Origin of the sequence: Thioclava sp. F1Mire-8, assembly GCF_002213165.1 — a bacterium.
GTDB classification, from domain to species: domain Bacteria; phylum Pseudomonadota; class Alphaproteobacteria; order Rhodobacterales; family Rhodobacteraceae; genus Thioclava; species Thioclava nitratireducens.
This window is the reverse complement of the sequence record NZ_NBNY01000001.1, coordinates 143,713-168,950: the sequence shown is the minus strand read 5'-3', so window position 1 is coordinate 168,950 and position 25,238 is coordinate 143,713. Positions and strand designations below refer to the sequence as shown.

23 protein-coding genes and 1 tRNA gene are annotated in these 25,238 nt (G+C 64.5%); 9 read left to right on the top strand and 15 right to left on the bottom strand.

Annotated features, from left to right (window positions below; all coding sequences use genetic code 11):
- Positions 1-74: 74 nt before the first annotated feature.
- Both B6V75_RS00780 and B6V75_RS00775 read left to right on the top strand, forming a co-directional pair.
- Positions 75-2,528 carry a heavy metal translocating P-type ATPase gene (locus B6V75_RS00780; RefSeq protein WP_088718420.1) on the top strand — a complete coding sequence of 818 codons (2,454 nt, stop codon included), beginning with the start codon at positions 75-77 and terminating at the stop codon, positions 2,526-2,528.
- A 47-nt stretch (positions 2,529-2,575) separates the two neighbouring features.
- A complete protein-coding gene (locus B6V75_RS00775; RefSeq protein WP_088718419.1) occupies positions 2,576-3,289 on the top strand; it encodes a hypothetical protein in 714 nt (237 codons plus the stop codon).
- Between the two features lie 75 nt (positions 3,290-3,364).
- On the opposite strand, the gene B6V75_RS00770 is transcribed toward B6V75_RS00775, so the two are convergent.
- The 3 genes from B6V75_RS00770 to B6V75_RS00760 are packed head-to-tail and all read right to left on the bottom strand — an operon-like array spanning position 3,365 to position 6,564.
- A complete protein-coding gene (locus tag B6V75_RS00770) occupies positions 3,365-4,756 on the bottom strand; it encodes a peptidoglycan -binding protein (RefSeq protein WP_088718418.1) in 1,392 nt (463 codons plus the stop codon).
- 3 nt (positions 4,757-4,759) lie between these two features.
- On the bottom strand, positions 4,760-5,956 hold the full coding sequence (locus B6V75_RS00765; RefSeq protein ID WP_088719347.1) for a biopolymer transporter ExbB: 1,197 nt from the start codon (positions 5,954-5,956) through the stop codon (positions 4,760-4,762).
- 59 nt (positions 5,957-6,015) lie between these two features.
- The gene (locus B6V75_RS00760) at positions 6,016-6,564 is read right to left on the bottom strand and encodes a gamma-glutamylcyclotransferase (protein ID WP_206198458.1); all 549 of its coding nucleotides are present in this window, start codon (positions 6,562-6,564) and stop codon (positions 6,016-6,018) included.
- A gap of 47 nt (positions 6,565-6,611) precedes the next feature.
- Between B6V75_RS00760 and B6V75_RS00755 the strand changes: the two genes are divergently transcribed.
- The gene (locus B6V75_RS00755; protein ID WP_088718417.1) at positions 6,612-7,667 is read left to right on the top strand and encodes a DUF2125 domain-containing protein; all 1,056 of its coding nucleotides are present in this window, start codon (positions 6,612-6,614) and stop codon (positions 7,665-7,667) included.
- 46 nt (positions 7,668-7,713) lie between these two features.
- Here B6V75_RS00755 and B6V75_RS00750 read toward each other — a convergent pair whose 3' ends face one another.
- The 3 genes from B6V75_RS00750 to rpsD all read right to left on the bottom strand — a co-directional run bounded on the left by B6V75_RS00750 (position 7,714) and on the right by rpsD (position 10,744).
- Positions 7,714-8,640, bottom strand: a complete 927-nt coding sequence (locus tag B6V75_RS00750; RefSeq protein WP_088718416.1) for a prephenate/arogenate dehydrogenase family protein — start codon at positions 8,638-8,640, stop codon at positions 7,714-7,716.
- On the bottom strand, positions 8,637-9,737 hold the full coding sequence (gene hisC / locus B6V75_RS00745; protein ID WP_075775098.1) for a histidinol-phosphate transaminase: 1,101 nt from the start codon (positions 9,735-9,737) through the stop codon (positions 8,637-8,639). Before hisC ends, B6V75_RS00750 begins: the two co-directional genes overlap by 4 nt.
- Positions 9,738-10,123: 386 nt before the next feature.
- Positions 10,124-10,744 (bottom strand): 30S ribosomal protein S4, encoded by a 621-nt coding sequence (gene rpsD, locus B6V75_RS00740; protein WP_075775099.1) that lies wholly within the window; start codon positions 10,742-10,744, stop codon positions 10,124-10,126.
- 496 nt (positions 10,745-11,240) lie between these two features.
- Between rpsD and B6V75_RS00735 the strand changes: the two genes are divergently transcribed.
- From B6V75_RS00735 to B6V75_RS00720, 4 genes are all read left to right on the top strand, one after another.
- Positions 11,241-12,422, top strand: coding sequence for a substrate-binding domain-containing protein (locus B6V75_RS00735; RefSeq protein ID WP_075775100.1), 1,182 nt, complete (start codon positions 11,241-11,243; stop codon positions 12,420-12,422).
- Between the two features lie 6 nt (positions 12,423-12,428).
- Positions 12,429-14,534 (top strand): ATP-binding cassette domain-containing protein, encoded by a 2,106-nt coding sequence (locus B6V75_RS00730; RefSeq protein ID WP_088718414.1) that lies wholly within the window; start codon positions 12,429-12,431, stop codon positions 14,532-14,534.
- A gap of 201 nt (positions 14,535-14,735) precedes the next feature.
- Positions 14,736-14,825: transfer RNA gene (locus tag B6V75_RS00725), tRNA-Ser, on the top strand.
- Between the two features lie 143 nt (positions 14,826-14,968).
- Positions 14,969-16,243 (top strand): DUF6538 domain-containing protein, encoded by a 1,275-nt coding sequence (locus B6V75_RS00720; protein WP_078540509.1) that lies wholly within the window; start codon positions 14,969-14,971, stop codon positions 16,241-16,243.
- Here B6V75_RS00720 and B6V75_RS00715 read toward each other — a convergent pair.
- The 6 genes from B6V75_RS00715 to B6V75_RS00690 form a co-directional block, all read right to left on the bottom strand.
- The gene (locus B6V75_RS00715; RefSeq protein ID WP_088718413.1) at positions 16,225-16,404 is read right to left on the bottom strand and encodes a hypothetical protein; all 180 of its coding nucleotides are present in this window, start codon (positions 16,402-16,404) and stop codon (positions 16,225-16,227) included. The genes B6V75_RS00720 and B6V75_RS00715 overlap by 19 nt on opposite strands.
- A gap of 115 nt (positions 16,405-16,519) precedes the next feature.
- Positions 16,520-16,849, bottom strand: a complete 330-nt coding sequence (locus B6V75_RS00710) for a DUF2190 family protein (RefSeq protein ID WP_088718412.1) — start codon at positions 16,847-16,849, stop codon at positions 16,520-16,522.
- A gap of 1 nt (position 16,850) precedes the next feature.
- Positions 16,851-17,072, bottom strand: coding sequence for a hypothetical protein (locus B6V75_RS00705; RefSeq protein WP_088718411.1), 222 nt, complete (start codon positions 17,070-17,072; stop codon positions 16,851-16,853).
- The gene (locus B6V75_RS00700) at positions 17,072-18,835 is read right to left on the bottom strand and encodes a prohead protease/major capsid protein fusion protein (RefSeq protein ID WP_168174418.1); all 1,764 of its coding nucleotides are present in this window, start codon (positions 18,833-18,835) and stop codon (positions 17,072-17,074) included. Before B6V75_RS00700 ends, B6V75_RS00705 begins: the two co-directional genes overlap by 1 nt.
- Entirely contained in the window at positions 18,822-20,204 is a 1,383-nt protein-coding gene (locus tag B6V75_RS00695; protein WP_088718409.1) for a phage portal protein, read from the bottom strand. Before B6V75_RS00695 ends, B6V75_RS00700 begins: the two co-directional genes overlap by 14 nt.
- On the bottom strand, positions 20,204-20,815 hold the full coding sequence (locus tag B6V75_RS00690; RefSeq protein ID WP_088718408.1) for a hypothetical protein: 612 nt from the start codon (positions 20,813-20,815) through the stop codon (positions 20,204-20,206). The genes B6V75_RS00695 and B6V75_RS00690 overlap by 1 nt, the downstream gene beginning before the upstream one ends.
- Positions 20,816-21,067: 252 nt before the next feature.
- Here B6V75_RS00690 and B6V75_RS00685 point away from each other — a divergent pair, with 252 nt between their 5' ends.
- Entirely contained in the window at positions 21,068-21,313 is a 246-nt protein-coding gene (locus B6V75_RS00685; protein ID WP_088718407.1) for a hypothetical protein, read from the top strand.
- Between the two features lie 31 nt (positions 21,314-21,344).
- The gene (locus tag B6V75_RS00680; protein ID WP_088718406.1) at positions 21,345-21,566 is read left to right on the top strand and encodes a hypothetical protein; all 222 of its coding nucleotides are present in this window, start codon (positions 21,345-21,347) and stop codon (positions 21,564-21,566) included.
- A gap of 111 nt (positions 21,567-21,677) precedes the next feature.
- Here the strand turns inward: B6V75_RS00680 and B6V75_RS00675 are convergent, their stop codons facing one another.
- Genes B6V75_RS00675 through B6V75_RS00665 form a run of 3 tightly spaced genes read right to left on the bottom strand, consistent with a single transcriptional unit; the run spans position 21,678 to position 24,873 of the window.
- Positions 21,678-22,604 (bottom strand): DUF6236 family protein, encoded by a 927-nt coding sequence (locus tag B6V75_RS00675; RefSeq protein WP_146735093.1) that lies wholly within the window; start codon positions 22,602-22,604, stop codon positions 21,678-21,680.
- 9 nt (positions 22,605-22,613) lie between these two features.
- On the bottom strand, positions 22,614-24,383 hold the full coding sequence (locus B6V75_RS00670) for a phage terminase large subunit family protein (protein WP_088718404.1): 1,770 nt from the start codon (positions 24,381-24,383) through the stop codon (positions 22,614-22,616).
- The gene (locus B6V75_RS00665; RefSeq protein WP_088718403.1) at positions 24,376-24,873 is read right to left on the bottom strand and encodes a hypothetical protein; all 498 of its coding nucleotides are present in this window, start codon (positions 24,871-24,873) and stop codon (positions 24,376-24,378) included. The genes B6V75_RS00670 and B6V75_RS00665 overlap by 8 nt, the downstream gene beginning before the upstream one ends.
- Positions 24,874-25,238 lie beyond the last annotated feature (365 nt).

The window sequence follows — 25,238 nt, the reverse complement described above, 5'->3', positions numbered from 1 at the left end:
ATCAATCAGGCTCTTGACCCTCCAGCTACTGGAAGCCCTATCTGATGGGGCGAAGTTGCCGAAAGGATGAACGGATGACACCGCAGCACGCCCATCATACCAAGGAAACCACCGACGCAATCACGCGCGATCCGGTTTGCGGCATGACGGTCGACCCGAATGCCGACAAACCCAGCGCCGAGCATGACGGGCACCTTTACCATTTCTGCTCGCAGGGCTGCCACGACAAGTTCGTGGCCAAACCGAATGACTACATCAAGGCGACCGACCCTGTCTGCGGCATGTCGGTCGAGCGCGCGACGGCGAAGCACATGGCCAAGCTCGATGGCGAGCGATTTTATTTCTGCTCCGAAGGCTGTCAGCACAAGTTCGAGGCCCGGCCCGAGGATTATCTGGGCGCGCGCCCGGCGGCGAAGCCGATGCCCGAGGGCACGCAATATACCTGCCCGATGCATCCCGAGATCGTGCAGGATCATCCCGGAGATTGCCCGAAATGCGGCATGGCGCTGGAGCCGATGAGCCCCACGGCCGATAGCGGCCCGAACCCCGAGCTTGTCGATTTCCGCCGCAGGCTCTGGATCATGGGTCCGCTGGCGGCGGCGGTCTTCGTGCTGGAAATGGGCGCGCATATCGGGCTGCCCGTCGCGGACTGGATCGGGCCGAAAGCCTTCCTCTGGCTGCAATTCGCGCTGGCGACGCCGGTTCTGTGGTTCGCGCGTCCCTTCTTCGTGCGTGGCTGGAAATCGGTGGTGAACGTCTCGCCAAACATGTGGACGCTGATCGCGCTGGGTACGCTCGCGGCCTACCTGTTTTCGCTCGCGGGCCTTCTGCTGCCGGGAATCTTCCCGGCAGAGATGCTCAACGAACACGGGCTTCCCCCGGTCTATTTCGAAGCCTCGGCGGTGATCCTCGTGCTGGTGCTGATCGGCCAGATCATGGAGCTTTCCGCGCGTGAGAAGACCGGAGATGCGATCCGCGCGCTGATGGACCTCGCGCCGAAAACCGCGCGTCGCGTGGGCGAAAACGGTGACGAGGACGTGCCACTCGATCAGGTACAGACGGGCGACAAGCTGCGCGTGCGCCCGGGCGAGACCGTGCCGGTCGATGGGGTGGTCACGGAAGGCTCCTCCGCCATCGACGAGAGCATGATCACGGGCGAGCCGGTCCCGGTCGAGAAAGCCCAGGGCGATGCGGTCACCGGCGGCACGCTGAACAAGCAGGGCAGCTTCGTGATGGAGGCGCAGGCCGTGGGCTCGGAAACCACGCTCTCACGGATCGTCGAGATGGTCGGCAAGGCGCAACGCTCGCGCGCCCCGATCCAAGGCTTGGCCGATCGCGTGGCGCTTTACTTCGTGCCCGCCGTCGTGGCCTGCGCCATCCTCGCCTTCATCGCATGGCTCGCCTTAGGGCCGAACCCGGCCTTGGGCTATGCGACCGTGGCTGCGGTGTCGGTGCTGATCATCGCCTGCCCCTGCGCGCTGGGTCTCGCCACGCCGATGTCGGTGATGGTGGGCACCGGGCGCGGCGCGAGTGCAGGCGTGCTGATCCGCGATGCCGAGGCGCTGGAACGCTTCGCCAAGGTCGACACGCTCATCGTGGACAAGACCGGCACGCTGACCGAGGGCAAGCCCGCGCTGACCGATGTGATCGCGGACGGGGCCTCGGAGGAAGAGGTCAAATCGCTCGCCGCCGCGCTGGAACGCGGATCGGAGCACCCGCTTGCCGAGGCCATCGTGCAAGGCGCGGAAGGTGCGCCCAAACTCGAGGCCGAAGGGTTCGAGGCGGTGACCGGAAAGGGCGTCACGGGCCGCGTCGACGGCGCGCAGATCGCGCTCGGCAATGCGGCCCTGATGAAGCAGATCGGCGCGGATACCTCCGCCCAGTCCGACACGGTCGAGCGTCTGCAATCGGACGGCAAGACGGCGATGTATCTCGCCCGCGACGGTGCGGTGATCGGCGTGATCGCGGTGGCCGACCGGATCAAGGAGACCACCGCGGACGCCATTCGCGCGCTCCACGACGAGGGGCTGCGGATCGTCATGGCCACCGGCGACAGCGAGGGCACCGCGCGGGCCGTCGCACGCGAGCTGGGCATCGACGAGGTCCATGCCGGGGTCTCGCCCGAGGACAAGGCCGCGCTGGTCGACAAGTTGCGCAAGGACGGCGCCTCCATCGCGATGGCCGGTGACGGGGTAAACGACGCGCCTGCGCTGGCGGCCGCCGATGTCGGCATCGCCATGGGCACCGGCGCGGATGTCGCGGTGGAGAGCGCCGGGCTGACGCTGGTCAAGGGCGACCTGACCGGCATCGTCCGCGCGCGCCGTCTGGCCGAGGGCGTGATGCGCAACATCCGCCAGAACCTGTTCTTCGCCTTCGCCTACAACACCGCGGGTGTGCCGATCGCGGCGGGCGTGCTCTACCCGGTCTTCGGCCTGCTGCTCTCGCCGGTGATCGCGGCGCTCGCGATGAGCTTCTCCTCGGTCTCGGTGATCGGTAACGCGTTGCGGCTGCGGAGGCTGAAGCTGTGACATTCCCGAAGAAAGATGACAGGGTAACGCAAAACTCCGGAGGACTCATGACACGCTTTCTCAGCATTCTCGCCCTCGTGGCGCTGCCCACCGTCAGCTACGCGCACGGGGATGGCAGCGCGGATGGGGACACGCATGACATGATGTCGGGCGATCACATGATGATGGACGATGCGGAGATGGGCGACCACGCGCATATGGGCGCCGACCAGGACATGCCCGCCCATGACGACCACATGATGCCGGACGAGGCCCATGCCGACGGGCAGGTGCCCATGACCGCGCCCGAGCAGATGCCCGGGATGCAGGAAGCGGGCGCGATTACCGAGCCGGGTCAATCCGCTTTCGCGGCGATCCAGGAGATCGTGGCCCATCTGCTCGCCGATCCCGACACGGATTGGAACCGCGTCGATATCGAGGCGCTGCGCCAGCATCTGATCGACATGAACAATGTCACCCTGCACGCCAAGGTCAGCGAGAGCGACATCGAGGGTGGTGCGCGCTTCGAGGCGACCTCGGACGATCCTGCGGTTACCGCCTCCATACGCGCAATGGTGCCCGCCCATGTCGCGACGATGAACGGTATTCGGGGCTGGGAAATGAGAGCCGAGGAAATCCCCGGCGGCAGCGCGCTCACCGTGACCGGGGCGGATGCGCAGAAAATCCGCGCGCTCGGCTTCATCGGCATCCTGACGGTCGGCGCGCATCATCAGCCGCACCATCTGGCGATGGCGAAGGGCGAGATGACGCAGGGGCATTGAGCCCTCTCAGGTGACACGGAACGCGAAAGGCTGCCGAGGCATCGCCCGGCAGCCTTTTCTTTTGTCCCTCGCGCCTCAGCGCTCGGTCAGCTTCAACTCGATCCGGCGGTTCTGGGCGCGCGCCTCGGGCGTGTCGGCGGTGTTCACCGGGTCGAACTGCGCGAATCCGGCAGCGGCGAGCCGATCCGGCGGGAAGCCGAGGCTGTCCACCATGTATTTTACCACCGAAAGCGCGCGTGCCTGGCTCAGCTCCCAGTTATCCTTGAACTCGCCCTGCCCCGACAGCGGCGTGTCGTCGGTATGGCCATCGACACGGATGATCCACGGGATGTCGCTCGGGATTTCCCCGCGCAGCTGATCGAGCAGCGCCGTGACCTGCTTGATCTGCGCGCGGCCCGCATCCGACAGCGTGGCCGAAGCCGGCGCGAAGAGCACCTCGGAGGAGAAGACGAAGCGGTCGCCTTCCACCTTCACGCCCTGCTTGCCCTTCAGAAGCTGCGACAGCTTGCCGAAGAATTCCGAGCGGTAGTTCTGCAGATCCTTCGCCTTGGCCTCGGCCTCCTTGCGCAGTTTCTCCTGCAGATCGGCACGTTTCTTTTCCTCCGACGCCGCGCGGGCGAGCGCCGCGTTCAGCTGTTGTCCGAGGTTGTCGAGCTGCACCTTGGCCTCGGCATCCTTCTGCTGCGCCTCGTCGAGCACATTCTGAAGCTGCGCAAGCTGGCTTCGCAAAGCCGCGACCTGCTGATTGAGTAGCGCCACCTTCTTCTGCGCGCCCTCCGAGATCGCCTGCTGATCGGCCAGCGCCTTCTGCGCAGTGGCCTTCAGCGCGGCCTGCTTCTCGGCCTCCGAGAGCTGCTTGCCCAGCTGCTTTTCCAGATCGGCCTTCGCGGTCTGCGCGGCGGCGAGCTTGGTCAACGTGTCCTCGGCCTTCTTGCGTGCCTCTTCGAGTTGCAGCGTCATCGCCGCGACCTCGTCGCCCGATTTCGTCAGCTTGTCGCGCAGATCGGCGATGGTTTCCTTGCTCAGCCGGATCTCGTCGGCCTTGGCGCTCGCATCCTGCTGGGCGGCGTTGCGCTCGCCCACGAGTTGCGCGACGCGGGCCTCGAATTCTGTAATCTTCTGTTTCGCATCCGCCAGCGCGGCCTTCCGGTCATCGAGCTGCGAGGTCAGCGTGGCGATCAGCGAATCCTGCTGATCGGCCTTGTCCTTCGCGTTCTCCAGCTCGCCCGTCAGTTGCTGCGTCTTCGTCTGTTGCAGCGACAGCGCCTTGGCGAGGTTCGAGACCTGCTCGTTGAGCTGGATCAGCTCGCCTTCCTTGGTGCTCAGCGTGTCGCGCAGAACCGATTGCACGATCATGAAGATCGACAGCACGAACATCAGGACCAGAAGAAGCGCCGTCATCGCATCGACGAAACCCGGCCAGATGTTGGTCGAGAACCGATTGCCGCCGCGCCGTGCCAGAGCCATAAATTACTCCTCGCGATGCGGTTTGTAGCCGAGGATCGCCCGGGTGAGACCTGCGAAATCATGGCGCAGCTCGGCCATGCTTTCCTGCCGCCCGGCGCTGACTTCCTCTAGCATCCGCATCATCTGCTGATCGATCGAGCGCAGCCGCATCCGGGTCTCCATCAGCGCCTCTGCCTCGGGGGCCCCTTCGGCCGTGCGCTGCGCGAGATGATCGAGCGCGCCGATCAGCCGCTCCTGCCCCTCCGCCATCTGCTGCAGCGCGCCTTGCTGGCGGTTGCGCGCATCCATCTCCGCCGAGAGCCGTTCCGACAGGTCGTGGATCGCGTTCGACAGATGCGCGATGCGCGCCTCGGTCTGCACGCGTCCGGCATCGGAGCGCACGAACAGCGTCTGAATCTGGTCCATCTGCTCGGACATGTGATCGAGGACGCCCGCCACCATAGAGCTTTCGCCATCGCCCCCTTCAAGCGCGGTGAAGGACAGCCGCGTGATCGAAGAAATCCATTCCTCCAGCTCGCGGTAGAAGCGATTCTGACCGTGGCTCGCGAACAGTTCCAGCAAGCCGATCACCAGCGAGCCCGCAAGACCCAGAAGCGACGAGGAGAACGCCGTGCCCATGCCGCCCAGCTGCGCTTCGAGCCCCGTCATCAGATTGTCGAACACGCCGATCGCGCTCTCGCCTTCCTTCGGTGCGAGCGCGCGGATCGTCTCCACCACGGCAGGGACGGTGGTGGCGAGGCCGTAGAACGTCCCCAGAAGACCGAGGAAGATCAGCAGGCCCGCGATGTAACGGGTGATGTCGCGCGCCTCGTCGATCCGGGTCGCGACGGATTCGAGGATCGAGCGGCCGGAGGAGGACGACACCGCGCGGCGCGCCTCGCGCGAGCCCAGAAGGGCTGCGAGCGGCGCCAGCATCGACGGCGCGCGCACCTGCGGGCGGCCCGGACGATCGGCGGCGAAGCTCTCGATCCAGTTCACCGCCTTGACCAGCTGCACCACCTGCCAGAAGCAGGCGAGGATGCCGAAGACGAAGACCGCGAGGATCACCCCGTTCAGCCAGGGATTGGCGAGGAAAATCGGGAAGATGCGCGAATAGGCGAAGTAGCCTCCCGCAGCGACCAAGCCGAGCACCAGAAGCATCAGGATCACCTGACGCACGGGTTGTGAGAATTGCGGCTCCAGCCGGATCGGCTCTTGCATCATTGCCCCTCTTGCCTGTTTGCGCAGAGCCTAGCGACGGCGCAGCCCTTCGCCAAGGCCTATCGCGACAAGACACGCAGCCGTGCCACCAATGCATCAAGATGGGGGTCGGGAATGCCCAATTCGTGAAGATGCTGGGCAGTATTGAACAGATAATCGCGGTTCGGACCGCGCCCGCCGGTGGCAGAGGCGATGATCCGGGCCTGCTCGTCATCGCTGAGGCCACCGCAATATTGGTCGTGATGGCGGTCGATCACGTAGGTCACGGCGCGCACGCGCCGGCCGTCATCCAGATCGACATCAATTTCTCGTTCCAGATAGGCCGCGGTCACCAGCTCGCGCTCGCGCAGGTAGGTCATGACCTCGTCTTCCTGTCCGGACTTCACCGCGAAGGCGAGCCCCGCGCAGGCGCCCTGCCCCTCGTCGAGCGCCAGCACCAGTCCCGGCGCCTCGGGCGTGCCGCGATGCACCAGCGAGCGCATGCAGAAGCTGCGCTCCCAACCCGGCGCGCGGGCAAGCATCCGTTCGTCGAAATCGAAGCCGGGGTTCCAGATCAGCGAGCCGTAGCCGAAGACCCAGATCCTGTTGTCGTCGCTCTGGTCCTGCATGGGCTCAGGGCTTACATGGGGTTCACCCGATTTGCAAAGAGGCTACGATGCGCAAACTGATCATTCTGGTGCTGGTCGCGACGCTGGCCTATTGCGGCTACTGGTTCTACGGGGCGCACAAGATCGAGAACGGCGCGCGCGACATGCTCGCACAGGCCCGGCAGGAAGGCTGGGGCGATGCGCAATCGGTCTCGCTGGCGGGCTTCCCCTCGCGCTTCGATCTGACCTTCGACAAGCCGGAACTGAAGGATCGGGGCGGCCTGTGGCGCTGGAGCGCCCCCTTCGCGCAAATCTTCGCGCTGGGATATGAGCCCAACAAGGTGATCGCCTACCTGCCCTCGGGCCAGATGCTGCATCTGGGCGACAAGACCTACCGCCTGACGCAAGACGACATGCGCGCCTCGATGACGGTGGGCTATTCGACCGCGCTGCCGCTGGAAAACGCGGTCGCCGTGGTCGCGTCCCCCGTGCTGACGCCCCAGGGGGCCGCCAAGCCGGAGCTTTCGGCCGATCAGCTGCGCCTCGCCATCGCGCGCAAGGACAAGGCGCAGGGCGCGATCGGCGCCTCGGCCCAAGCCGCCGATCTGGTGATGCCCGCCGCCGCCTATCGTCTGGGCGCGGAAGCCAAGAAACTGAAACTGCCGGCCGATCTGCTCGAGCGGATCGACCCGAAGGGCACGCTGCCCGACACGATCACGCGCCTCCATTTCGACGCGCTCATGGGCACGCGGGAGCCGATCGACCAAAGCGCGCTGGAGGCAGGACTGCCGGGTCTGATGACATTCGCGATCTCGGACCTGTCGCTGAGCTGGGGCGATAACGACGTCTCGGTCGAGGGCAACCTGACCGTCGATCCCTCTGGCTATCCAGACGGCACGCTGACGATCCGCTCTGCCTCGTGGCGCAACTGGGTCGGCATCGCGCAGGGCATGGGGCTGATCGGAAAGGACGAGGTGAAACTCGTCACCGGGATAGGCGCAATGCTGGCCGCCAAGAACCCCGACGGCGCGCTGGAAGTGCCGTTGATTTTCAAGGACGGGCAGATGAGCCTCGGCCCGGTGCCGCTGGGCCCCGCACCGCAACTGGTCGCGCAACGGCAGTGAAACACGGGGCGGGCAGTAGGGCGCGGGCCGCCTGCCCGCGCGCGCCTTACGCGTCTTTCTTCGGCGCGCCGCGGCCGAAATCGGGCGCATCCGTATCCTGACCCGCCTCGATGATGCCGCGACGGATCGCGCGCGTGCGCGTGAAATAGTCGTGCAGCATGTCGCCATCGCCCATGCGGATCGCGCGTTGCAGCATGAACAGCTCCTCGGTGAAGCGGCCGAGGATGTCGAGCGTCGCTTCCTTGTTGGTCAGGAAGACGTCGCGCCACATCGTCGGGTCCGAGGCCGCGATCCGGGTGAAATCGCGAAAACCCGTGGCGGAATATTTGATGACTTCCTCGTGGGTTACACGACGAAGATGATCCGCCACGCCCACCATCGTGTAGGCGATCAGGTGCGGCGTGTGCGACACGACCGAGAGCACGAGATCATGGTGATCGGGCGCCATCTCGTCGGTATTGGCACCCATCGCCTCGACCAGCGTTTTCAACCGGGTCAGCGCCCCGGAGTCGGTGTCTTCGATCGGCGTGAACAGCCACCAGCGATTGGCGAACAGCGTGGCAAAGCCCGAGCGCGGGCCGGATTGCTCGGTCCCCGCCAGCGGGTGGCCGGGGATGAAATGCACACCGTCGGGCATATGCGGGCCGACCGCGTCGATCACCGCGCGCTTGACCGAGCCCACATCGGTGACGGTCGCGCCGGGGGCGAGATGCGTGGCGATCTCTTCGGCGATCTTGTCCATCGCACCGACCGGCACGCAGAGCACAACCAGATCGGCGCCCGCGACCGCCTCGGCGGCGGTCTCGTAGACGGCATCGACCAGCCCGATTTCCAGCGCGGTGTCACGCGTCTCGGCAGAGCGCGCGTGACCGACGATCTCGCCCGCCAGACCCTTTTCACGCATCGCATGGGCCATCGACGAGGCGATCAGGCCGAGCCCGATCAGCGCGACCCGCTGGTAGAGTTGGCTCATCTGGGCACCTCGATCCCGCCTGCCTTGAAGACGCCGATCAGATGGGCCACGCGGCGGCACGAGGGCTCGTCGCCCACCGTGATGCGCAGGCAGTTGGGCAGGTTATAGCCGGCGACCCGGCGCACGATGATGCCTTCGGATTTCAAGTAGGTATCACAATCGGCCGCTTCCTGCTCGGAAGCCAGACGCGCAAGGATGAAGTTCGCCGTTGAAGTATCTGACGGAACGCCTTTTTCCGCCAACGCCTCTGCGAGCCAAGCGCGCAGGCGGGTGTTGTCATCGCGGCATTTCGTGACCCAGTCCTGATCGCGCACGGCGGCCTCTGCCGTCTCCTGCTGCGCGGTCGAGAGGTTGAACGGACCACGGATACGGTTGAGCACGTCGATCACTTCGCGCGACCCGTAGCCCCAGCCGACGCGCAGCCCGCCGAGACCGTAAATCTTCGAGAAGGTCCGCGTCATGAAGACGTTGGGCAGGCGTGTCGCCAGCTCCGCCCCGCCGTCATAGCCTTCGACATATTCTGCATAAGCGCCGTCGATCACCAGCAGCGCGCCTTTCGGCAGGCCCGCCGCCAGCCGCTCCAGCTCCGCCAGCTGGATCATCGTGCCGGTCGGGTTGTTCGGATTGGCGAGGAAGACGAGCTTGGTCTTCTTGGTGCAGGCGCTCAGGATCGCATCGACATCGGTCGTGCGGTCGCGCTCTTTCACCTCGATCGGCGTGCCGCCCGCGGCCATGGTCGAGATACGATACATCAGGAATCCGTGCTCGGTGAAAATCACCTCGTCCCGCGCGCCGACATAGGCCTGGCACAGGAAGTGGATGATCTCGTCCGAGCCCACCCCGCAGATGATCCGGTCGGGATCGAGCTTGTGCACGTCACCGATGGCCGTGCGCAGCTTGCCGTGGTCGGTTGAGGGGTAACGATGCATCGAATGGGCGCATTTCGCGAACGCGTCCTTGGCCTTGTCCGAGGGGCCGAACGGGTTCTCGTTCGAGCTGAGCTTCACGGCATCGGTGCGCCCCGCCACATGGGAGGCGCCGCCCTGATAGAGCTCGATGTCCATAATACCGGGCTGGGGGCGAATATGCGTGGTCATTGTGCACTCCTGAATCGTGGCCCGAGTTCTATCCGCCATGGCGCGACAGGGCTAGTGAGAAGATCACCCGCATAGCAGACGCGGCAGGGATGCAACGGATGTCATAGCACGTCGATGAGAGATGTATTGCCCACGGGTGCCGGAGGGCAGCGCCCCACCGCCGGGTGGGCGCGCTTCATTCAGCGGTTGCCCCTTTATCTCACCACATCCGCACGACCTCGCCGCGCCGATGAGACCGAAGAGCGCCCGCCCGAGGGGGCGGCCGGGCGCTGCCCGGGCCGCTGCGCGGCTGTTCCGGACAAAAGCCCCCCTCGCCCATCGCCCAAAATAAAAAGGCCGCGCCCCGGGGGCACGGCCTTTCCAAATGATCGGCGAAGACTGAGGGATCAGTTCTTCGCGTAGAATTCGACCACGAGATTCGGTTCCATCTGAACCGCGAAGGGCACGTCGGACAGGGCCGGGGTGCGCACGAATTTGGCGGTCAGTTTGTTGTGGTCGGCTTCGATGTAATCCGGAACGTCACGCTCGGGCGACTGAACGGCTTCGAGAACCAGAGCCATCTGCTTGGACTTCTCGCGGACTTCCACCACGTCGCCTTCTTTCAGGCGGTACGAGGGGATGTTCACTTTCTTGCCGTTCACGAGCACGTGGCCGTGGTTCACGAACTGGCGCGCTGCGAAGACGGTCGGGACGAACTTGGCGCGGTAGACCAGCGCGTCGAGGCGACGCTCGAGCAGACCGATCAGGTTTTCACCGGTGTCGCCCTTCACACGCTCGGCTTCGGCGTAGATGCGGCGGAACTGCTTCTCGGTCAGGTCGCCGTAATGGCCCTTCAGCTTCTGCTTGGCGCGGAGCTGGATACCGAAGTCGGACAGTTTGCCCTTGCGGCGCTGACCGTGCTGGCCGGGGCCGTATTCACGACGGTTGACGGGCGACTTGGCGCGGCCCCAGATGTTCTCGCCCATGCGGCGGTCGATTTTGTACTTGGCAGACGTGCGTTTGGTCACGGCTGATCTCCTTCTTTAGCGTTTCGAAGGGCGTTGTCCTCCTCCGGGCCTTGCGGCGACCGGCGACAGGTTTCCTCTTGCGAGGTCCACCAACACCAATGAATAACCCCGGCAACTCGCGTTACCGGGATGGCGGGCTTATACATCGGCGCGCGCGGGTGTCAACCACTCCGGGCGAGACGTCCGGGGAACGCGAACGATCCGGCCCGCCAGACTGCCTCTCTGCCCACCTCTCCGCCCACGAGGCGGCCGCCTGCCCGCCCCAGCAAATTTCCCATCAGGCTCCCGACGCTGCGTTCCGTCACGGTTTCGTGAGTAAATTTTGGCTTTCGCCCCCTGTTCAGAGCAACAATTCGCTCCATGATGGCGCTAACGGGGCGCGTGCCGGATGCGCGTCCCGGCGTTGTCCTGCCGGAGGTCGGCACGGGCGGCGCGCGGGAGTGAGGCGTTGCCCGCTCCACCGGGAGGAACCCCATCCGGCCTTAGGAGGATTACAATGAAAAACATTCGTCGCTCGACGTGCGGAACCGCCGCGCGTCTCGCCGGAACCAGCGTTCTCGCGCTCGGCCTGATTGCAGGTGCCGCGCAGGCCCAGAACATCACCGCCGACAGCTTCGGCGCCGACTTCTCGGCCATGAGCCAACTCAAGGACATCGCGTCCAAGGGCAAAGGCAAGGTCGGCGTGCTGCTGCCCGACACCGCCAGCTCCGCCCGCTACACCTCTTTCGACGAGCCCTACCTGAAGAAAGCCTTCGAAGCGGCGGGCCTGTCCTCGGACGACCTGATCATCACCAACGCGCAAGGCTCGGAAGCCGACCAGCTCACCCAGGCGCAGACCGATATCAGCCAGGGCGCGACGGTTCTGCTGATCGACCCGATCTCCTCGGGCGGCGGTGCCGCTGTCGAGAAATACGCGAAAGAGCACGGCGTCGCGGTCATCGACTATGACCGGATCACGCTTGGCGGTTCGCGCGACTACTATATCAGCTTCGACAACGAATATGTCGGCGAGCTGATCGGCAAGGGCATGGAACAGTGCCTGAGCGATTGGAACATCGAGAAGCCGAATATCCTCGTGATGGCGGGCTCCCCCGATGACAACAACGCCACGCTGTTCAAGCAGGGCTACATGAAGGTGCTTCAGCCGAAATTCGACGACGGCAGCTACACCAATGCGGGCGAGCCCGCGGGCACCTGGGACCCGTCTGTCGCACGGACCACCTTCGAGCAGCAGTTCACCGCGCATCAGGACATGAACGCCGTCGTCACCCCGAATGACGACAACGCCAACGCGGTCATCTCCTATCTCAAGACGCTGAACGTGCCGGCGAAAGCCTTCCCGACCACCGGTCAGGATGCGACCGTCACCGGCCTGCAGAACGTGCTCACCGGCTACCAGTGCGGCACCGTCTACAAGCCGATCTATCTCGAAGCCCAGGCGGCCGCGGCACTCGCGCTCTATATGCGTGCCGGTGAAAACCCGCCCGACGGCCTCGTCAACGGCAAGGTCAATGACAGCCAGGGCGGCATGGACGTGCCCTCGATCCTGCTCAAGCCGATCTGGGTCACCCCGGAGAACATGGCCGACACCGTCGTGAAAGACGGCTTCGTCGACACCTCCAAGCTCTGTGCGGGCGACGCGGCTGACGCGTGCAAATCCGCTGGCATCGGGAACTGATAGCTGATGATGGACACGGGCAACGGCACCGGGTCCCAAGCGGAGGATCGCGACGCGATCCTCCGCATTCGGGGTCTGGAAAAGAGTTTCGGCGCAGTGCAGGCGCTCAGCGGGGTCGATTTCGACGTGCGCCCCGGCGAGGTGACGGCACTGGTCGGTGACAATGGCGCGGGCAAATCCGTGCTGACGAAAACCATCGCCGGCATCCATGAAGCCGATGGCGGCGTGATCGAATGGGAAGGCAACGAGGTCCGCGTCCGCTCGCCGCGCGACAGTGCGGAGCTGGGCATCGAGGTCGTCTATCAGGACCTCGCGCTGTGCGACAATCTCGACGTCGTGCAGAACATGTTCTTGGGGCGCGAGATCCTGACCAACGGGATGCTCGACGAGGACGCGATGGAGCGCGCCGCGGCAGAGACGCTGCAAGGCTTGCGCGTGACCACGCTGCGCTCGATCCGCGCGCCGGTCTCGGCGCTGTCGGGCGGTCAGCGGCAATCGATCGCGGTCGCCAAGGCCGTGATGTGGAATTCCAAACTGGTGATCCTCGACGAGCCCACGGCGGCGCTCGGCGTGGCCCAGACCGGTCAGGTGTTGCAACTCGTGCGTCGCCTCGCCGATCAGGGCCTCGCGGTGGTGATGATCTCGCACAACCTCAACGACGTCTTCGCAGTTTCCGACCGGATCGCGATCCTGCGTCTGGGCGAGATGGTCAGCCAGGGCCCGATCGAGGAATACGACACCCAACGCGTGGTCGAGCTGATGACCACGGGCAAATCCGACCATGTGGTCGAGCCGGGCGCGATGCGCGCCGCCGCCTCGATCGCGGCAGAGAACGCCAAGGACGTCGCGGCGCAACGCGAGGCATCGGGCGAAAGCGGCCCCTCTGCCGTGGTGGGCGCCACGACCGAGGATCAGAGCTTCTCGAGCTACCTCTCGCGCACCTGGGCGAAGATCAAGGCAGGCGAAAGCGGCGTGCTCCCGGTTCTTCTGGGCTTCGTGCTGATCTCTCTGATCTTCCAGCTGCAGAACCCGAAATTCCTCTCGCCGGGGAACATCGTGAACCTGCTCGTCCAGGGCTCGGTCTTCATGATGATCGGGATGGGACAGGTTTTTGTCCTCTTGCTGGGCGAGATCGACCTGTCGCTCGGCTTCGTGGCCGGGATCGGGGCGACAGTGGCGACACTGCTGGTGGCACCGGGCTCCGACTGGCCCTGGTGGGCGGCGGTTCTGGCAGGTCTGGCGGTACCGGCGGTTCTGGGTATTTTCCAGGGTTCGCTGATCACGCGCCTGAAACTGCCCTCTTTCGTCGTCACGCTGGCGGGCCTTCTGGGCTTCAACGGTCTGATGATCCAACTGCTGGGCGCCGGGGGGACGATCCCTGTGGCGAGTGACACGATCAACAACTTCGCCAATGGCACGCTGAGCCCGCTGATGGGCTGGCTGATGACCGGCGTCGTGGTTCTCGTCTTCGCGATCCTCACCTTCAGCAAGGATGCGAAACGTCGCAAGAGCGGCCTCGTCGCTCCGCCAATGGGCCTCACCATCGCGAAGATCGCCGCGGCCGTGATCGCGGGTATCGTGCTGGTGACGATCTCGAACATGAACCGCGGCGTCGCGCGCTTCCCGCTCTCGGGGATGCCGTGGGTGATCCCGATCGTCTTCGCGGTGCTGCTGGCATGGTCCTTCCTGCTGGGACGGCTGAAATTCGGCCGCTATGTCCTCGCGATTGGCGGCAATGCCGAGGCTGCGCGCCGGGCGGGTATCAACCTGCGCCTGATCCGGACCGCAGCTTTCACGCTGGCCGCGACGACGGCGGGTCTGGGCGGCATCATCTACGCCTCGCGCCTGCGCTCGATCTCCACCAGCTTCGACGGCGGCACGATCGTGCTCTATGTCGTCGCGACCGCGGTGATCGGGGGCACCTCGCTGTTCGGCGGGCGCGGCCATCCGATCCACGCGATCCTTGGTGGCGTCGTGATCGCGGCAATCGTCAACGGCATGGCGCTTCTGGGTCTGCCGGCGGCGGTGCAGCTGATGGCGACGGCGGCGGTGCTGCTCGCGTCGATCACGGTCGACGTGGTGGTGCGCCGGCGCGGCGAGACGACGCGCTAGAGCCAAGCAAAACCCCTTGAAAACGAAACGCGCGCGAGACATCTCGCGCGCGTTTTTCATGGCGACCGACGCTCCTGCCCTGCGCCGACCCGCGCCCCCGCCTGCGCCATCTCCGCCCCACGCGAGGGAAATCGCAAACCACCAGAAATTCCGTCGAAAAACCGCTTGTCTCCCCCCGAGACGATCCCTATACGGGTCCGCGGAGACGTGGCCGAGTGGTCGAAGGCGCTCCCCTGCTAAGGGAGTAGGCCCGGAAGGGTCTCGAGGGTTCGAATCCCTTCGTCTCCGCCACCAAAACCCGCCTTGTTTTGGAAATTTATCCAACAAAAACAATACGTTAGATCGAAGCGCCCTGCGCGTAGTCCGTCGTTCTGCCTTGTTTTGCAACACATTTCGCCGCACAATCCGCACACATCACCAGCGGGGGAACGGCCATGACCATCATGAAGCGGGGCAGCACTTACCACCTGCGCAAGCGCGTGCCGCGCCGCTATCAGGGCGTTGAAGAGCGCAAGAGCATCTGGGTCAGCCTGCACACGGACTCCCTTACCGTCGCGCAACAGAAAGCCCCTATCGCGTGGCAACACATCGTGGAAGGCTGGGAAGCCCGGCTTGCCGGAGACACAAGCGACGCGGAACAGCGTTTCGAGGCGGCCAAGAATCTCGCCGCCGTCCGGGGCTTCCGCTACCTGCCAGCACCCCAAGTTGCCAAGCTGCCGCAAGACCAGCTTCTTGCACGTGTCGAAGCCGTCAAAGAGCGTAAAGACGGTGAGCTGGATATGCGAGACACGGCTGCCCTTATGGGCGGCGTGAGTGAACCAGCGATCACGGTGACTCGGGCGCTGGAACTCTATTGGAGCTTGGTAGCGGACAAAACGCTTGGAAAGAGCCCGGACCAGCTCCGCCGTTGGGAGAACCCGCGCAAGAAAGCCGTGAAGAACTTCGTGGACGTGATTGGCGACAAGGCCATTGGCGACATAACCGGCGACGACATGCTGGACTTCCGCCATTGGTGGTTTGAGCGCATCCAGAACGAAGGGCTCACGCCCAACTCGGGCAACAAAGACCTTATCCACCTTGGCGACGTGCTGAAGACCGTGAACCGCATGAAGCGGCTCGGGCTGGTGCTGCCCCTCTCCGATCTCAGTTTCAAGGAAGGCGAGGCAAAGCAGCGTCCGCCTTTCTCCGAAAGCTGGATACGCGACAAGCTCTTGGCTCCGGGAGCGCTGGACGGGCTCAACAAGGAAGCCCGCTGCATCGTTCTGGCGATGGTCAACACCGGGGCGAGGCCGAGCGAGCTGGCGGCCCTCACACGAGACCAGATACGGCTTGGCGCGACCACGCCGCACATTTCGATTGAGCCCGTTGGACGCCAGCTCAAGACGCGCAACGCGCGCCGTGTCATCCCCCTGACCGGCGTGAGCCTGAAAGCTATGGCACAATGCCCTGACGGCTTCCCCAAGTATCGCGCCAGCTCCGCCAGCCTCTCGGCCACGATCAACAAGTATCTCCGGGCCAACAGGCTCTTGGAGACACCGGAGCACTCTCTTTACGGATTGAGACATAGCTTTGAAGACCGGATGTTGGCGGCGGGGATTGATGAACGGATCAGGCGCGACCTTTTCGGCCACGCCCTTGACCGTGAACGGTATGGCAAGGGTGCGTCCCTTGCCGACTTGCAGCGATTGATTCAGCGCGTCGCGCTTTGAACAAGGGCACGCGCCCGGGCCAGCACGTCATTGGCGGCGATGGCTTCCAGCTCGGCAATGTCGGATTCTATGCGCTCGAAAATCGGAGCATAGACAGGATCGGCCACCACCATGCGCGCGACTTTGGCGCGTGCAACTTTCAGGCGTTCAAGGTTCTCCATCTGTTGATACCAAGGGCAAGCGCATTGCGTGGAGAGTAGACGCGCCGCGCTGGGACAAACGGGGTGGTCAGTCCCGCGTTGAGAGGCCGAGCGGTCCCATCACTCGACCTCTAACTCAGAACGCCCCGTTGAGGCGGACGCGAACGGACCCGGACGGGTTGCCCGCTGCCGAGACGGCCACGCCGATCTTGGTATTGCCGCTGGCGGTGCTGGTCACGGCCCCGTCGGACGTGCGGAAATAGACCGCATCGCCCACGGCCAGTTCGTCGGTGGAGACTTTGGGCATCTCGAAGACGCCTTCCGTCACCAACACCAGCGGATCGCCAATGTCGGCGTCCCCCGATGCAATGCCGAAGATATTGCCGAGCTTGACGCCATCGCCAGAGCTAGCGGCGGCCACGGCGGTCAGGGTGAGGTTTTCACCGGGTTGCACGAAGTTGCGCATTTCAGGTTCCTTTCGAGGTTCGGAAATGAAGGGTGGTCGGCGTCCGACGCCCGGCCAGCTCGGCAATCTGCCGGTCCAGCGACGCCAGAGCGGCGGCCATCTGGGCGTCGGACTTGTATTCGACTTCCTCGCCATTCTGGTCGCGGAGGCGCCGCACGCCGCCCGCACGCGCCGTCAGAAGCGCGTCACGGGCTTGCGTGAGCTGGTCGAGCGTCAGAGCCATCAGGAAGTCGCCACGCGCTGCGCGCCGCGCCAGTCGAGCCAGCCCGCGCCGAAGTCGAGGAAGCCCCGGAAGGACAGCCCCAGCGTGTCCCAGCTTTCGCGGCGCTGGACTTGGACGCCCTCGGCCCCGCTCAGGTAGGCGTAGCGCAGGCAGGCCAGACGGGCCGGGTCCGCAAAGAGATACCACGTGCCCGACGGCAGGCGCGGTTCCACCAGCAGCTTCAGCTTGCCCGCGAAGGGGTTCACGTCCGCCGTGGTGCCGGGCTGGATCGCGGCAAGGATTTCCTCGGCCTCGGTTTCCAGATCGGCGGGCACCAGCAGATAGCGCGGCGGCGCGTCGATGATGGTCTTGCCATCGGTGCCGGTGCGCAGGCGCATGGCTTCGCGGTTCTCGGTCAAGGTCGCCTTGGAAGGCAGCCCAGCGGTTTCTCCGATATTGCCCCGGCTGGCGTCGAAGACGGGCGTGCCGTCGCGCATGTCCGGGTTGCTGGTCAGCATCGCCACCATGATCGCCGCTTCCGTCTGGGCAGCCGCCTCGCCAAAGGCGCGCACGGTGTCAGACAGCAGGTTCAGGTCATCGTTGATGATGAGATTCCGGGTCAGGTCGATCCGGCGACCGAAGGTCTTGAGGTTGATGGACTCGCCCTCTTCGGCCCGGCTGGTGGCGGTGAACTCGCCATTCTCGGCCATCTCTTCCAGCTCGCCCATTTCGCCAAGGCGAATTGCCGTGCTGGTCTTGAAGTCCCGGAGCGTCTGCTTGCGGCAAAGCGCCTTCAGGGGGCTTTCGGCGGCCCGGTAAGACGCCATCGCGGTCTTGCCGGTCGCGTCCATGACGGTCAGGGCGAAGTCGCTGGTGCCGTGCGCGGCGGCGCGGTGAAGCACTTCATCCCGGCTCATGCCGCGCGTGCTGGTGCCCATGCGCTCCACGGATTCTCGGGCCATGTCCATCAGGCTCACGTCGGCATAGGTGCGCGACGCCTCGGGCAGCTCTTCCAGCCCGCCCATGCGATAGGCAAGCGCCTCGGCTTGTCGGGTGCGGATCGTGGCCGGGTCTTCGTTCGAGCCATGCACGCGGACCACGGGGGCCGAGCGGCGGGTTTGCTGAGCGTCGAAGACGGCAGCCTTGGCGGCGGTCATGTCGGCTTCGTCGTCAATGAGCTGGTCGGCCAGCTCCGGGCCAAGCCCGGCAGCGCGGACAAGCCCCCGGATGTCGCTCCGGCGTTGCGCTTCCACCTCTTGCGGCGAAAGGGTTTCGGTGGTCTCGGGCATGGGTTCCTCTTTCTGCCGTAGACGGGCGGACGGGTCCGCCGGATTAGAGGTCAACGTGACCTCGGTGAGACGCCACCCGGTCGGGCTCTTCACCCTGCCCTGCGGCGTATTCCGTTCGGCCCAGCCCGAGACGCGGTAGCCGATACTTACTCCGCTCACGGTGCCGTCCGCGATCCGCTGGACCACGGGGGCCGCGTCCTCGGCGCTGGTGATTTCGAGCACGGCCACCACGGCGTCGCCTTCCACGGCGACGGACCGAACGCGACCAAGCTGGTCGCGGACAGAGGCGGTGCGATGCGAGTCCAGGACGGGCAGCCCGTTAGCGCCCGACAGGTCCAGCGTGTCGGCGGTCAGCACCTCCAGAAACGCCCCCCGGGCATCGCGCCGGGTCACGGGCGACGGCGTGGCGATCACGGCGGACACGGTGCGCGTCTCCGGGTCATAGCTGTTGGGGCGAGTCTGGGCGGCCCGCGTCAGGGCGTTATCGAGGGGCATTCGAGCCTCCATTACTGAAGGACAGGCCAAGCTCGGATTCCCGCGCCCGGTCGTCGGCAATCTCGCGGTCCAGCTCGGACACGTTCCAGCCGAGTTGTGCGACGGCTTGGCGGCGGCTGGTCAGCCCCATTTCGAGGGCAGAACGGGCCGCCTCCATGTCCTTTTGCGGGTCCACCTGCATCGGGCGCGGCGGCAGCCATTCAGCTTTCCGCGCGGCGGCAAGGTCGGACACGTCCAGACGCCCGGCCACGTATTCGTCGGTGACGAAGCGTTGGAAGATCGGGTTCAGGAATTGCGGGACAAGCGTGTGGTAAACGTATTGCTCCACCTTGGCCCGGAACGGCAGCAGCCCGGCCCGCAGGCTGGAATAGTTCGCTTGGCTCAGGTCGCCGTCAACAAGGTGCTGGGGCACGCCAAGCCCGGCGGCAATCTGGCCGAGCGTCAGCTTTGCGAAGGCGATGGACTCCTTGGCTTGTTCGGGCGCGGCGAACTTGATGTCAGTCCCGCCCGGCAGGACGCGCACCACGCCGGGTTCAAGGGAAATGTCGCCGCCGTCGGCTTCGGGGAAGGCTTCACCGGCTCCGCCCATGTTCGTGGTGTCAGTGACGAAGCCCGCGAACATGGAAGAGATTTTCAGCCCGACAAGCATGGCATCAAGGGCTTGGTCCAGCTCATTGACGGTCAGCAGGATCGGGGCGAGTTGGGAAATACCGCGTACTTGGCCCGGGCCGAGCTGGCGGAAAATGTGGATCACGTCTTCAGCCGGAACGCGGATGGACTCTTGCGCGGTCGGAAAAAGATCGGTCGGGCGTTGCGGGCGGAAGTGATAGGCGCGGCGCGTGCCATTGGCGGCAAACTCCACGCCCGCCACCACATAGCCCCCGTCGCCCAAGTCGCGGGTGTCGGACTCGTCCAGCGCCTCGGCAGGGTATTGCCGCCAGACGGTGCGCCCGTCGCGGTTCTCGGCCACGAAGAGGGCTTCCCCGTCCACGATTTCGGCCAGCACGGCGGCAGCGGTCATACCCCGGAAGTCGGTGCGGCCCTCGGCGTCCAGATCGGCGTCGGAAAACGCCTTGTCGATAAGCGCGGCCACATCCTTGTCGGGATAGGCCGAATTGCCTTCGATGCCTGCCCCCACAGCCTCGGCCACAATAGCGTCCACGGCGTTGCGGATATAGCCGTTGTTGGCGTAGGCGTGCCGAGCCCGGGCGCGCACCGGAATGGCGGCGGCCAGCGTCTCGGTGCCATGCGAACCGAAGTGCCGCCCGAAGCCCGCGCCACGGCGGCCACCCGCAGCCGCGTCAAAAGACCGGACGGCCACCGGGGCCGCGTCGCGCTTGAAGGGATTGAGGCGGGACAGCAGGGACATTAGTGAGTTGCCCCCCGACGGCGCATCAGGTGCGAAAGGACCGGATCGAGGGGGCACGTCCACGAAGACCGAACTTGGAGCGCGGCGGCTTCAGGCGGAAAGTTGGTGCCGCGCGTAACGCCGTCCTGCACTTGCCGATAGCGGGCCGCCACTAGCGGCTTGCGCGCGCCGGGCTGCCGGAAGAACACGATGTCCGCCGCGAAGTTGCGGAAGCCTTCGGCATAGGACGCCATGATAAGCGCTCCCGGGGAACGCGGGATCAGTTCGAGCGGGCCGGGTTCGTCGCCGGGCCGCCAGTTCTGGATTGCCTGCCCCAGAGCTTTCCGGGCGTCAGGGGACGAAAAGCCCGCTTCACTTGCACGAAGCAGCACGGCCAACGCCAGCGCCGCGTCCGGGCGATACAGGTGGGGTGTGCGCTTGTCGGTTCGGCCTCGGCCATAGGGCTTCACGTAGCCGGCCGCGCCCATATTGCGGATGAAGGCTTTTGCGTCGGCAATGGGCAGGCCAGGTTCGGCCAATGCCTCTGCAAGAACTTGGTGGGTCAGCCCGACGCGATCATGGGCGATATAGACCGCGCGCTCGGCTTCGTTTTGGGTCGTCTGAAGGGCCATCGGGCAAATCCTCACTAGCGGAGATTCGCCTTACGATGACCAGAATCGGGGCTCAGGTAAATTCGCAACCTGTAGTAGACAATGGCATTGGCTACCTGAAGTAGACAATAAAAACAATGACTTGCGAGCGATGCTCGGGATCGCTTATGGTTCGATTCGCCAGTTATGGGAGTGGCTGGCAGTCGAGTGCCCGAAGTGACCGGGCGGGGGCATCCTCGCCCGCCCGGTCACACCCGACAGAAGGAAATTCACATGCACGCACCGCACCAAAAGCGGCTCGGCTTGGCCGGGCTCGCCTCCATGAATGGTTCCCGAAAACGGGGCAGCAACGCAGTCCTGCGTTCGACCCGTCAGCGTCGGAAAGCCTACGTCAAAGCGGAAGACGCCTTGATTGACGAAGCGCGGAAGAGGTGGGGCAAGGTCGACAACATGCCGCCGGAAGCGCAGGCTAAGCTTGAAGCGAAAATCGCCCACCTGCATCAGACGTTTTTTGGCTAAACTCAGGCGGAATCAGTGAAGGGACAAGCCAATGAGTGATCCACTCGCAGAATTCCACGAGAATGGCCGCGCCGCTGGCGTGCGGATTATTGAAGACTTGGTGCGCAATGGTGACATGGACGAATGTGTAAACCAAATCAGAACAGCCGCAATCAACGACTCAAAATTCAACTGGCACCTGCTCGAAAGCATCGCAGCTCTCGCTGCATACGGCTTAGAGAATTCCGAGGACCAAGACGAGACGAGCAAATAATCGCTTAGCTAACCAGAAAACACCGCAAAAAGCAGGTATGAGCCTACCGCGGCTTAGAGCAAGCAAGAGACCGATCGACTCTAAAGAAGCGAAAGACCTCTACCCCCGACGTTAGATCGGCTCATTGATCAATCGACTGACGACTCTGTAGGGCGAGAAAGCTAACTCCCGCGCTTTCTTGCTTCGTTCCAATTTTCCTCCGAGTCCCACGTTAAATTTGATGAAGGAAGAAGCCGCGCCAATGGTCGCCCCAACTACAGGCAATCCAACAGTTGTGCCCATAATTGCTCCGGCGGCACCGCTCATGAGCAAATTGGTTGAGCTTAACTCCAAGGAGACGCCATAGGTGAAATCGCTAAGAGAAAATCTTATCTTCGACTCTCTGCCCGCTGCGACAACGTCTGAGCATCGCTGGTCAATTTCCCCTATCGCCCGTTTCAGCTCAAAGTCAGAGTCCTCTGCGTTCATTACCCGAGAAAAGAGACCATCGATTTCCAAAGTTAGGCTGAGCAATTCATCCCGTCGTTTTTCCTTAAAATTTAGGAGATCTTCCAAGGGAACATCAGCCGTTGGCAGAGGGATGGCTCGGTGCAGCTCGACCAAAGCTCCACGACCTTGAGTGAAAATTCCTTTGGCTTGAAGATTAAAAGAGTTCTCACCTTCAGACATAGACCAGAGACCCGGTTCTCTTTCTTCAAGCTCCTTAAAAGCTGCCAAGTGCAGGTGCGAGTATATTAGCCCGGCACGACCAGACACTTGGCCAACGCTGACCTCCATCTCGCTTAGTAATTTGCACTCCTTGAGATATCTCTCGTCGTCAGACATCCCGAAACTGATAAGCCTATTTTTCGGTTTATTGATGCGATCCCAAAATAGTACGGCGCGGCGAAGCTCAACGGGGTCGACACCGCCGCCTCGCGCGGAAAGCGATCCGTCTTCAGTTATGGTGATCGGTGGTGAAACAACGATGCCTTTGCCAGCTTTAGGAAACTTCCCATAAAAGCGGTCATTTTCCTTTCTGCGTTTCGCCTCACCCATTTTGATAAATCACCTTCCAAGCCAAATACTTTTCACCACGATAGCTTGGCGTTTGGGCATTGTCACCGCCTGAACCTCTTCGGCGCGACGGTCCACGTTCGCGTTGACCAGATTACGCACGGCCATTGCGTAGATCACGCAATCGAGTGACTCCGCCCGGCGGCCCGGGGTGCGTTCCCATTGCCGGATCGGTGCGCCCTTACGGTAGCGCACCACCAGCCGTTCGGACGCTAGCTCTTCATAGAAGCGCCCTTCCAGCGTGTCAGAGAAGCGGACAGACCGGCCACGGGTCAGCCGGTTGATAAGCTGCCCCTTGAGCCCGTCCACGCCCACGATGAAGAGCCGCGCGCCACGGGTGTCGCTCGCCTTGATCGCCTGCCGGTCGCCCGATGCCCCCTTCACGGCGTAGATGCGGCGGCCCATGCGGGGGCGGCAGAAGCCAAGGACTCGGTCCATCGTCACGCCGTCGCCCGCGTCAATCCCCGTTGCGTCCACCCGCAGGAAGCCGCCTTTGGGGTGCTTCCAGACGGTGCGAAGGGCGTCGTCCAGCTCGGCCCACACGTCGTCCCCCATCGGGTCGCCATAGATTACGTCTTGCGCCAAGATGAAGACTTCATCCCTGCCCCAGCCCACGAAGACCATTTCGAGCCGGTCGCGCTGCACGTCCACGCCACAGGTGACAAAGAGCACATCCCCCGGGATCGCGTCGGGCAGTCCGAAAGGCTCGGCCCGGGCGGCCAGTGCGGCGTCGTCGATCTCTTCAGCGGCCTCACGCCAGCCTTGGCCCATAAGGGTGTTGGTCCAGACTTGCAGCTTGTCGGGGTGCGCCTTCGATTCAAGGAACTCTTGGGCGATCTTGCCCCAAGAGGCGTTCGCCAGCGTGGACACAAGCGCGTTGAGCCGGAATCCGGCGTGACCCTCCACCTCGGGCCGAGTGATCCGCCAGCGCCCGGCGGCCACCATCGCAGGCTTGTGTCGCTCTTCGGTCACGGCCCCGCAGCTCGGGCAGACATAGGCGGCTTTCAGGGGCTCGCCGTCGGGCCATTGTATGTCCGCCCATGTGATTTCATGGAAGTCGCCACAGTGCGGGCACGGGCACTCATAGACGCGGGAGTCGCTGTTGGCGTAGCTCCGCAGCACGTTAGACGTGGCCTCAAGCGTCGGGGTGCTGCCCAAAACGATCTTGCGGTTGGGGAAACTCAGGGTGCGGCGTTCGGCCAGCGTGAGGGGTGAGCCCTCGGCCCCCGGCTCCATCGCGTCGGCTTCGTCGATCAGCAGGACGCGGACGTTGTGGCGGCGCAGGTTGCGGGGGCTCTTGGCGGCCACCACCTTGAGGCTGCCACCGGGGAAGCGGCGGGACAGCAGCGTGTTGCGCCCGGCTTCGTCGGTCTCGGCAGACATAAGCCCCTTCAGCTCCGGCGTGGCCGAGAAGATCGGTTCCAGATCGCTCACCACGTAGTCGCGGGCGTCCGCCTCGGTCGGCTGCAAGACCATGATCGGCGCGGGCTCATTGGCGATGTATGCCGCCACGGTGCCCGAAAGCAGCGTGGTCAGCCCGACGCGCACCGGCTTCACCACAGTCACGCGCTCAATCAGCGGGTCCGAAATGGCTTCAGCGATGCCCCGTTGATAAGGCCAGAGCGTGACGCGCCCCGGGGTGGCCGAGACGCCTTCCGGCAGCCGCATGGTGCCTTCGATCCAATCGGGCAGGCTCAGGCGCGGCGGTGGCTTCAGAGCGGCCATAGCGTTGCGGCGGGTGCGGGTCAGGGTGTCACTCATGTTCGGCCAGCTCCATCAGCACGTCGCGGACTTCGGCGTCCAGCGCGGCAAGGTCATGCGGGGTCAGGTGGCCGAGCTTGCCAGCGGCCCGGCTCGGCAGAGCGAGGAAGGCGGCGCGCACGTCCCGCAAGACGCCAGCCCATTCGCGTTCCACCTCGGCGGCGGCGATCAGCTCGCCACGGGCTCGGGCGTTCTGGAAGGCGAGCTTGTCCGCGTTCTCTTTCGCCAGCCGGAGCTTTTCGGCGGCCAGCTCGGCGTCGGCCCGGCGGCCAGTAGCTCCGGCGCGGGCGTGGTCGCAATAGGCTTTGACGGCGGCCCGGAGCGGAAACCGCTTGTCGGCGTTCCGGGGGATCACGCCTTCCCGGGCGAGGGTCGAGACGCGGTTGGCGGTCAGGCCGAGCCATTCCGCCAGCTCACCAGCGGTCACGCCCTCGGGTTCCGGGCCACCCACCAGCGCGTCTATTTCTGCCATTTCAGTCTTGGGGATCATGCGGGCCTCTCGGGAAAGTTGGGAACGGCGGTAAACTCGGGAAAACCGGGTTTCCCATTTGAAATTTTTTCTGAAGCGGGAAATGCCGGGGCTCCGCGTTCCCCCCGACGCGTCCAGAGGGGGAAGGACCCACACGGGAACGGCGGGAAGCTCGGGAACGCTGGGAATGCCCGGCCAAGGTTGGTGGCCGCACGCCCAAAGGGCGGCCTTCCAACCCTATGGGGGTATGGGGGTTGGAAGGAACATAGGTTGGCATAGGGTTGGAACAGGGGTTGGCATGGGGGTTGGTAGTAGGCTGGAAGCCTCCAAAGTAGGGGTTGGAAGAGGGTTGGAAGGCCCACATGGGAACGCCGGTAAAGAGAACA

What these genes read in the sequence shown, in the direction of transcription:
- B6V75_RS00760 (WP_206198458.1), bottom strand. Translation starts at nt 6,564, where the DNA reads ATGCAGGACCAGAGCGACGACAACAGGATCTGGGTCTTCGGCTACGGC.
- B6V75_RS00720 (WP_078540509.1), top strand. Translation starts at nt 14,969, where the DNA reads ATGACCATCATGAAGCGGGGCAGCACTTACCACCTGCGCAAGCGCGTG.
- B6V75_RS00690 (WP_088718408.1), bottom strand. Translation starts at nt 20,815, where the DNA reads ATGGCCCTTCAGACGACCCAAAACGAAGCCGAGCGCGCGGTCTATATC.
- B6V75_RS00750 (WP_088718416.1), bottom strand. Translation starts at nt 8,640, where the DNA reads ATGAGCCAACTCTACCAGCGGGTCGCGCTGATCGGGCTCGGCCTGATC.
- B6V75_RS00770 (WP_088718418.1), bottom strand. Translation starts at nt 4,756, where the DNA reads ATGGCTCTGGCACGGCGCGGCGGCAATCGGTTCTCGACCAACATCTGG.
- B6V75_RS00730 (WP_088718414.1), top strand. Translation starts at nt 12,429, where the DNA reads ATGATGGACACGGGCAACGGCACCGGGTCCCAAGCGGAGGATCGCGAC.
- B6V75_RS00670 (WP_088718404.1), bottom strand. Translation starts at nt 24,383, where the DNA reads ATGAGTGACACCCTGACCCGCACCCGCCGCAACGCTATGGCCGCTCTG.
- B6V75_RS00755 (WP_088718417.1), top strand. Translation starts at nt 6,612, where the DNA reads ATGCGCAAACTGATCATTCTGGTGCTGGTCGCGACGCTGGCCTATTGC.
- B6V75_RS00765 (WP_088719347.1), bottom strand. Translation starts at nt 5,956, where the DNA reads ATGCAAGAGCCGATCCGGCTGGAGCCGCAATTCTCACAACCCGTGCGT.
- B6V75_RS00775 (WP_088718419.1), top strand. Translation starts at nt 2,576, where the DNA reads ATGACACGCTTTCTCAGCATTCTCGCCCTCGTGGCGCTGCCCACCGTC.
- B6V75_RS00735 (WP_075775100.1), top strand. Translation starts at nt 11,241, where the DNA reads ATGAAAAACATTCGTCGCTCGACGTGCGGAACCGCCGCGCGTCTCGCC.
- B6V75_RS00780 (WP_088718420.1), top strand. Translation starts at nt 75, where the DNA reads ATGACACCGCAGCACGCCCATCATACCAAGGAAACCACCGACGCAATC.
- B6V75_RS00695 (WP_088718409.1), bottom strand. Translation starts at nt 20,204, where the DNA reads ATGTCCCTGCTGTCCCGCCTCAATCCCTTCAAGCGCGACGCGGCCCCG.
- B6V75_RS00680 (WP_088718406.1), top strand. Translation starts at nt 21,345, where the DNA reads ATGAGTGATCCACTCGCAGAATTCCACGAGAATGGCCGCGCCGCTGGC.
- B6V75_RS00710 (WP_088718412.1), bottom strand. Translation starts at nt 16,849, where the DNA reads ATGCGCAACTTCGTGCAACCCGGTGAAAACCTCACCCTGACCGCCGTG.
- B6V75_RS00665 (WP_088718403.1), bottom strand. Translation starts at nt 24,873, where the DNA reads ATGATCCCCAAGACTGAAATGGCAGAAATAGACGCGCTGGTGGGTGGC.
- B6V75_RS00715 (WP_088718413.1), bottom strand. Translation starts at nt 16,404, where the DNA reads ATGGAGAACCTTGAACGCCTGAAAGTTGCACGCGCCAAAGTCGCGCGC.
- B6V75_RS00700 (WP_168174418.1), bottom strand. Translation starts at nt 18,835, where the DNA reads ATGCCCCTCGATAACGCCCTGACGCGGGCCGCCCAGACTCGCCCCAAC.
- B6V75_RS00685 (WP_088718407.1), top strand. Translation starts at nt 21,068, where the DNA reads ATGCACGCACCGCACCAAAAGCGGCTCGGCTTGGCCGGGCTCGCCTCC.
- B6V75_RS00705 (WP_088718411.1), bottom strand. Translation starts at nt 17,072, where the DNA reads ATGGCTCTGACGCTCGACCAGCTCACGCAAGCCCGTGACGCGCTTCTG.
- hisC (WP_075775098.1), bottom strand. Translation starts at nt 9,737, where the DNA reads ATGACCACGCATATTCGCCCCCAGCCCGGTATTATGGACATCGAGCTC.
- B6V75_RS00675 (WP_146735093.1), bottom strand. Translation starts at nt 22,604, where the DNA reads ATGGGTGAGGCGAAACGCAGAAAGGAAAATGACCGCTTTTATGGGAAG.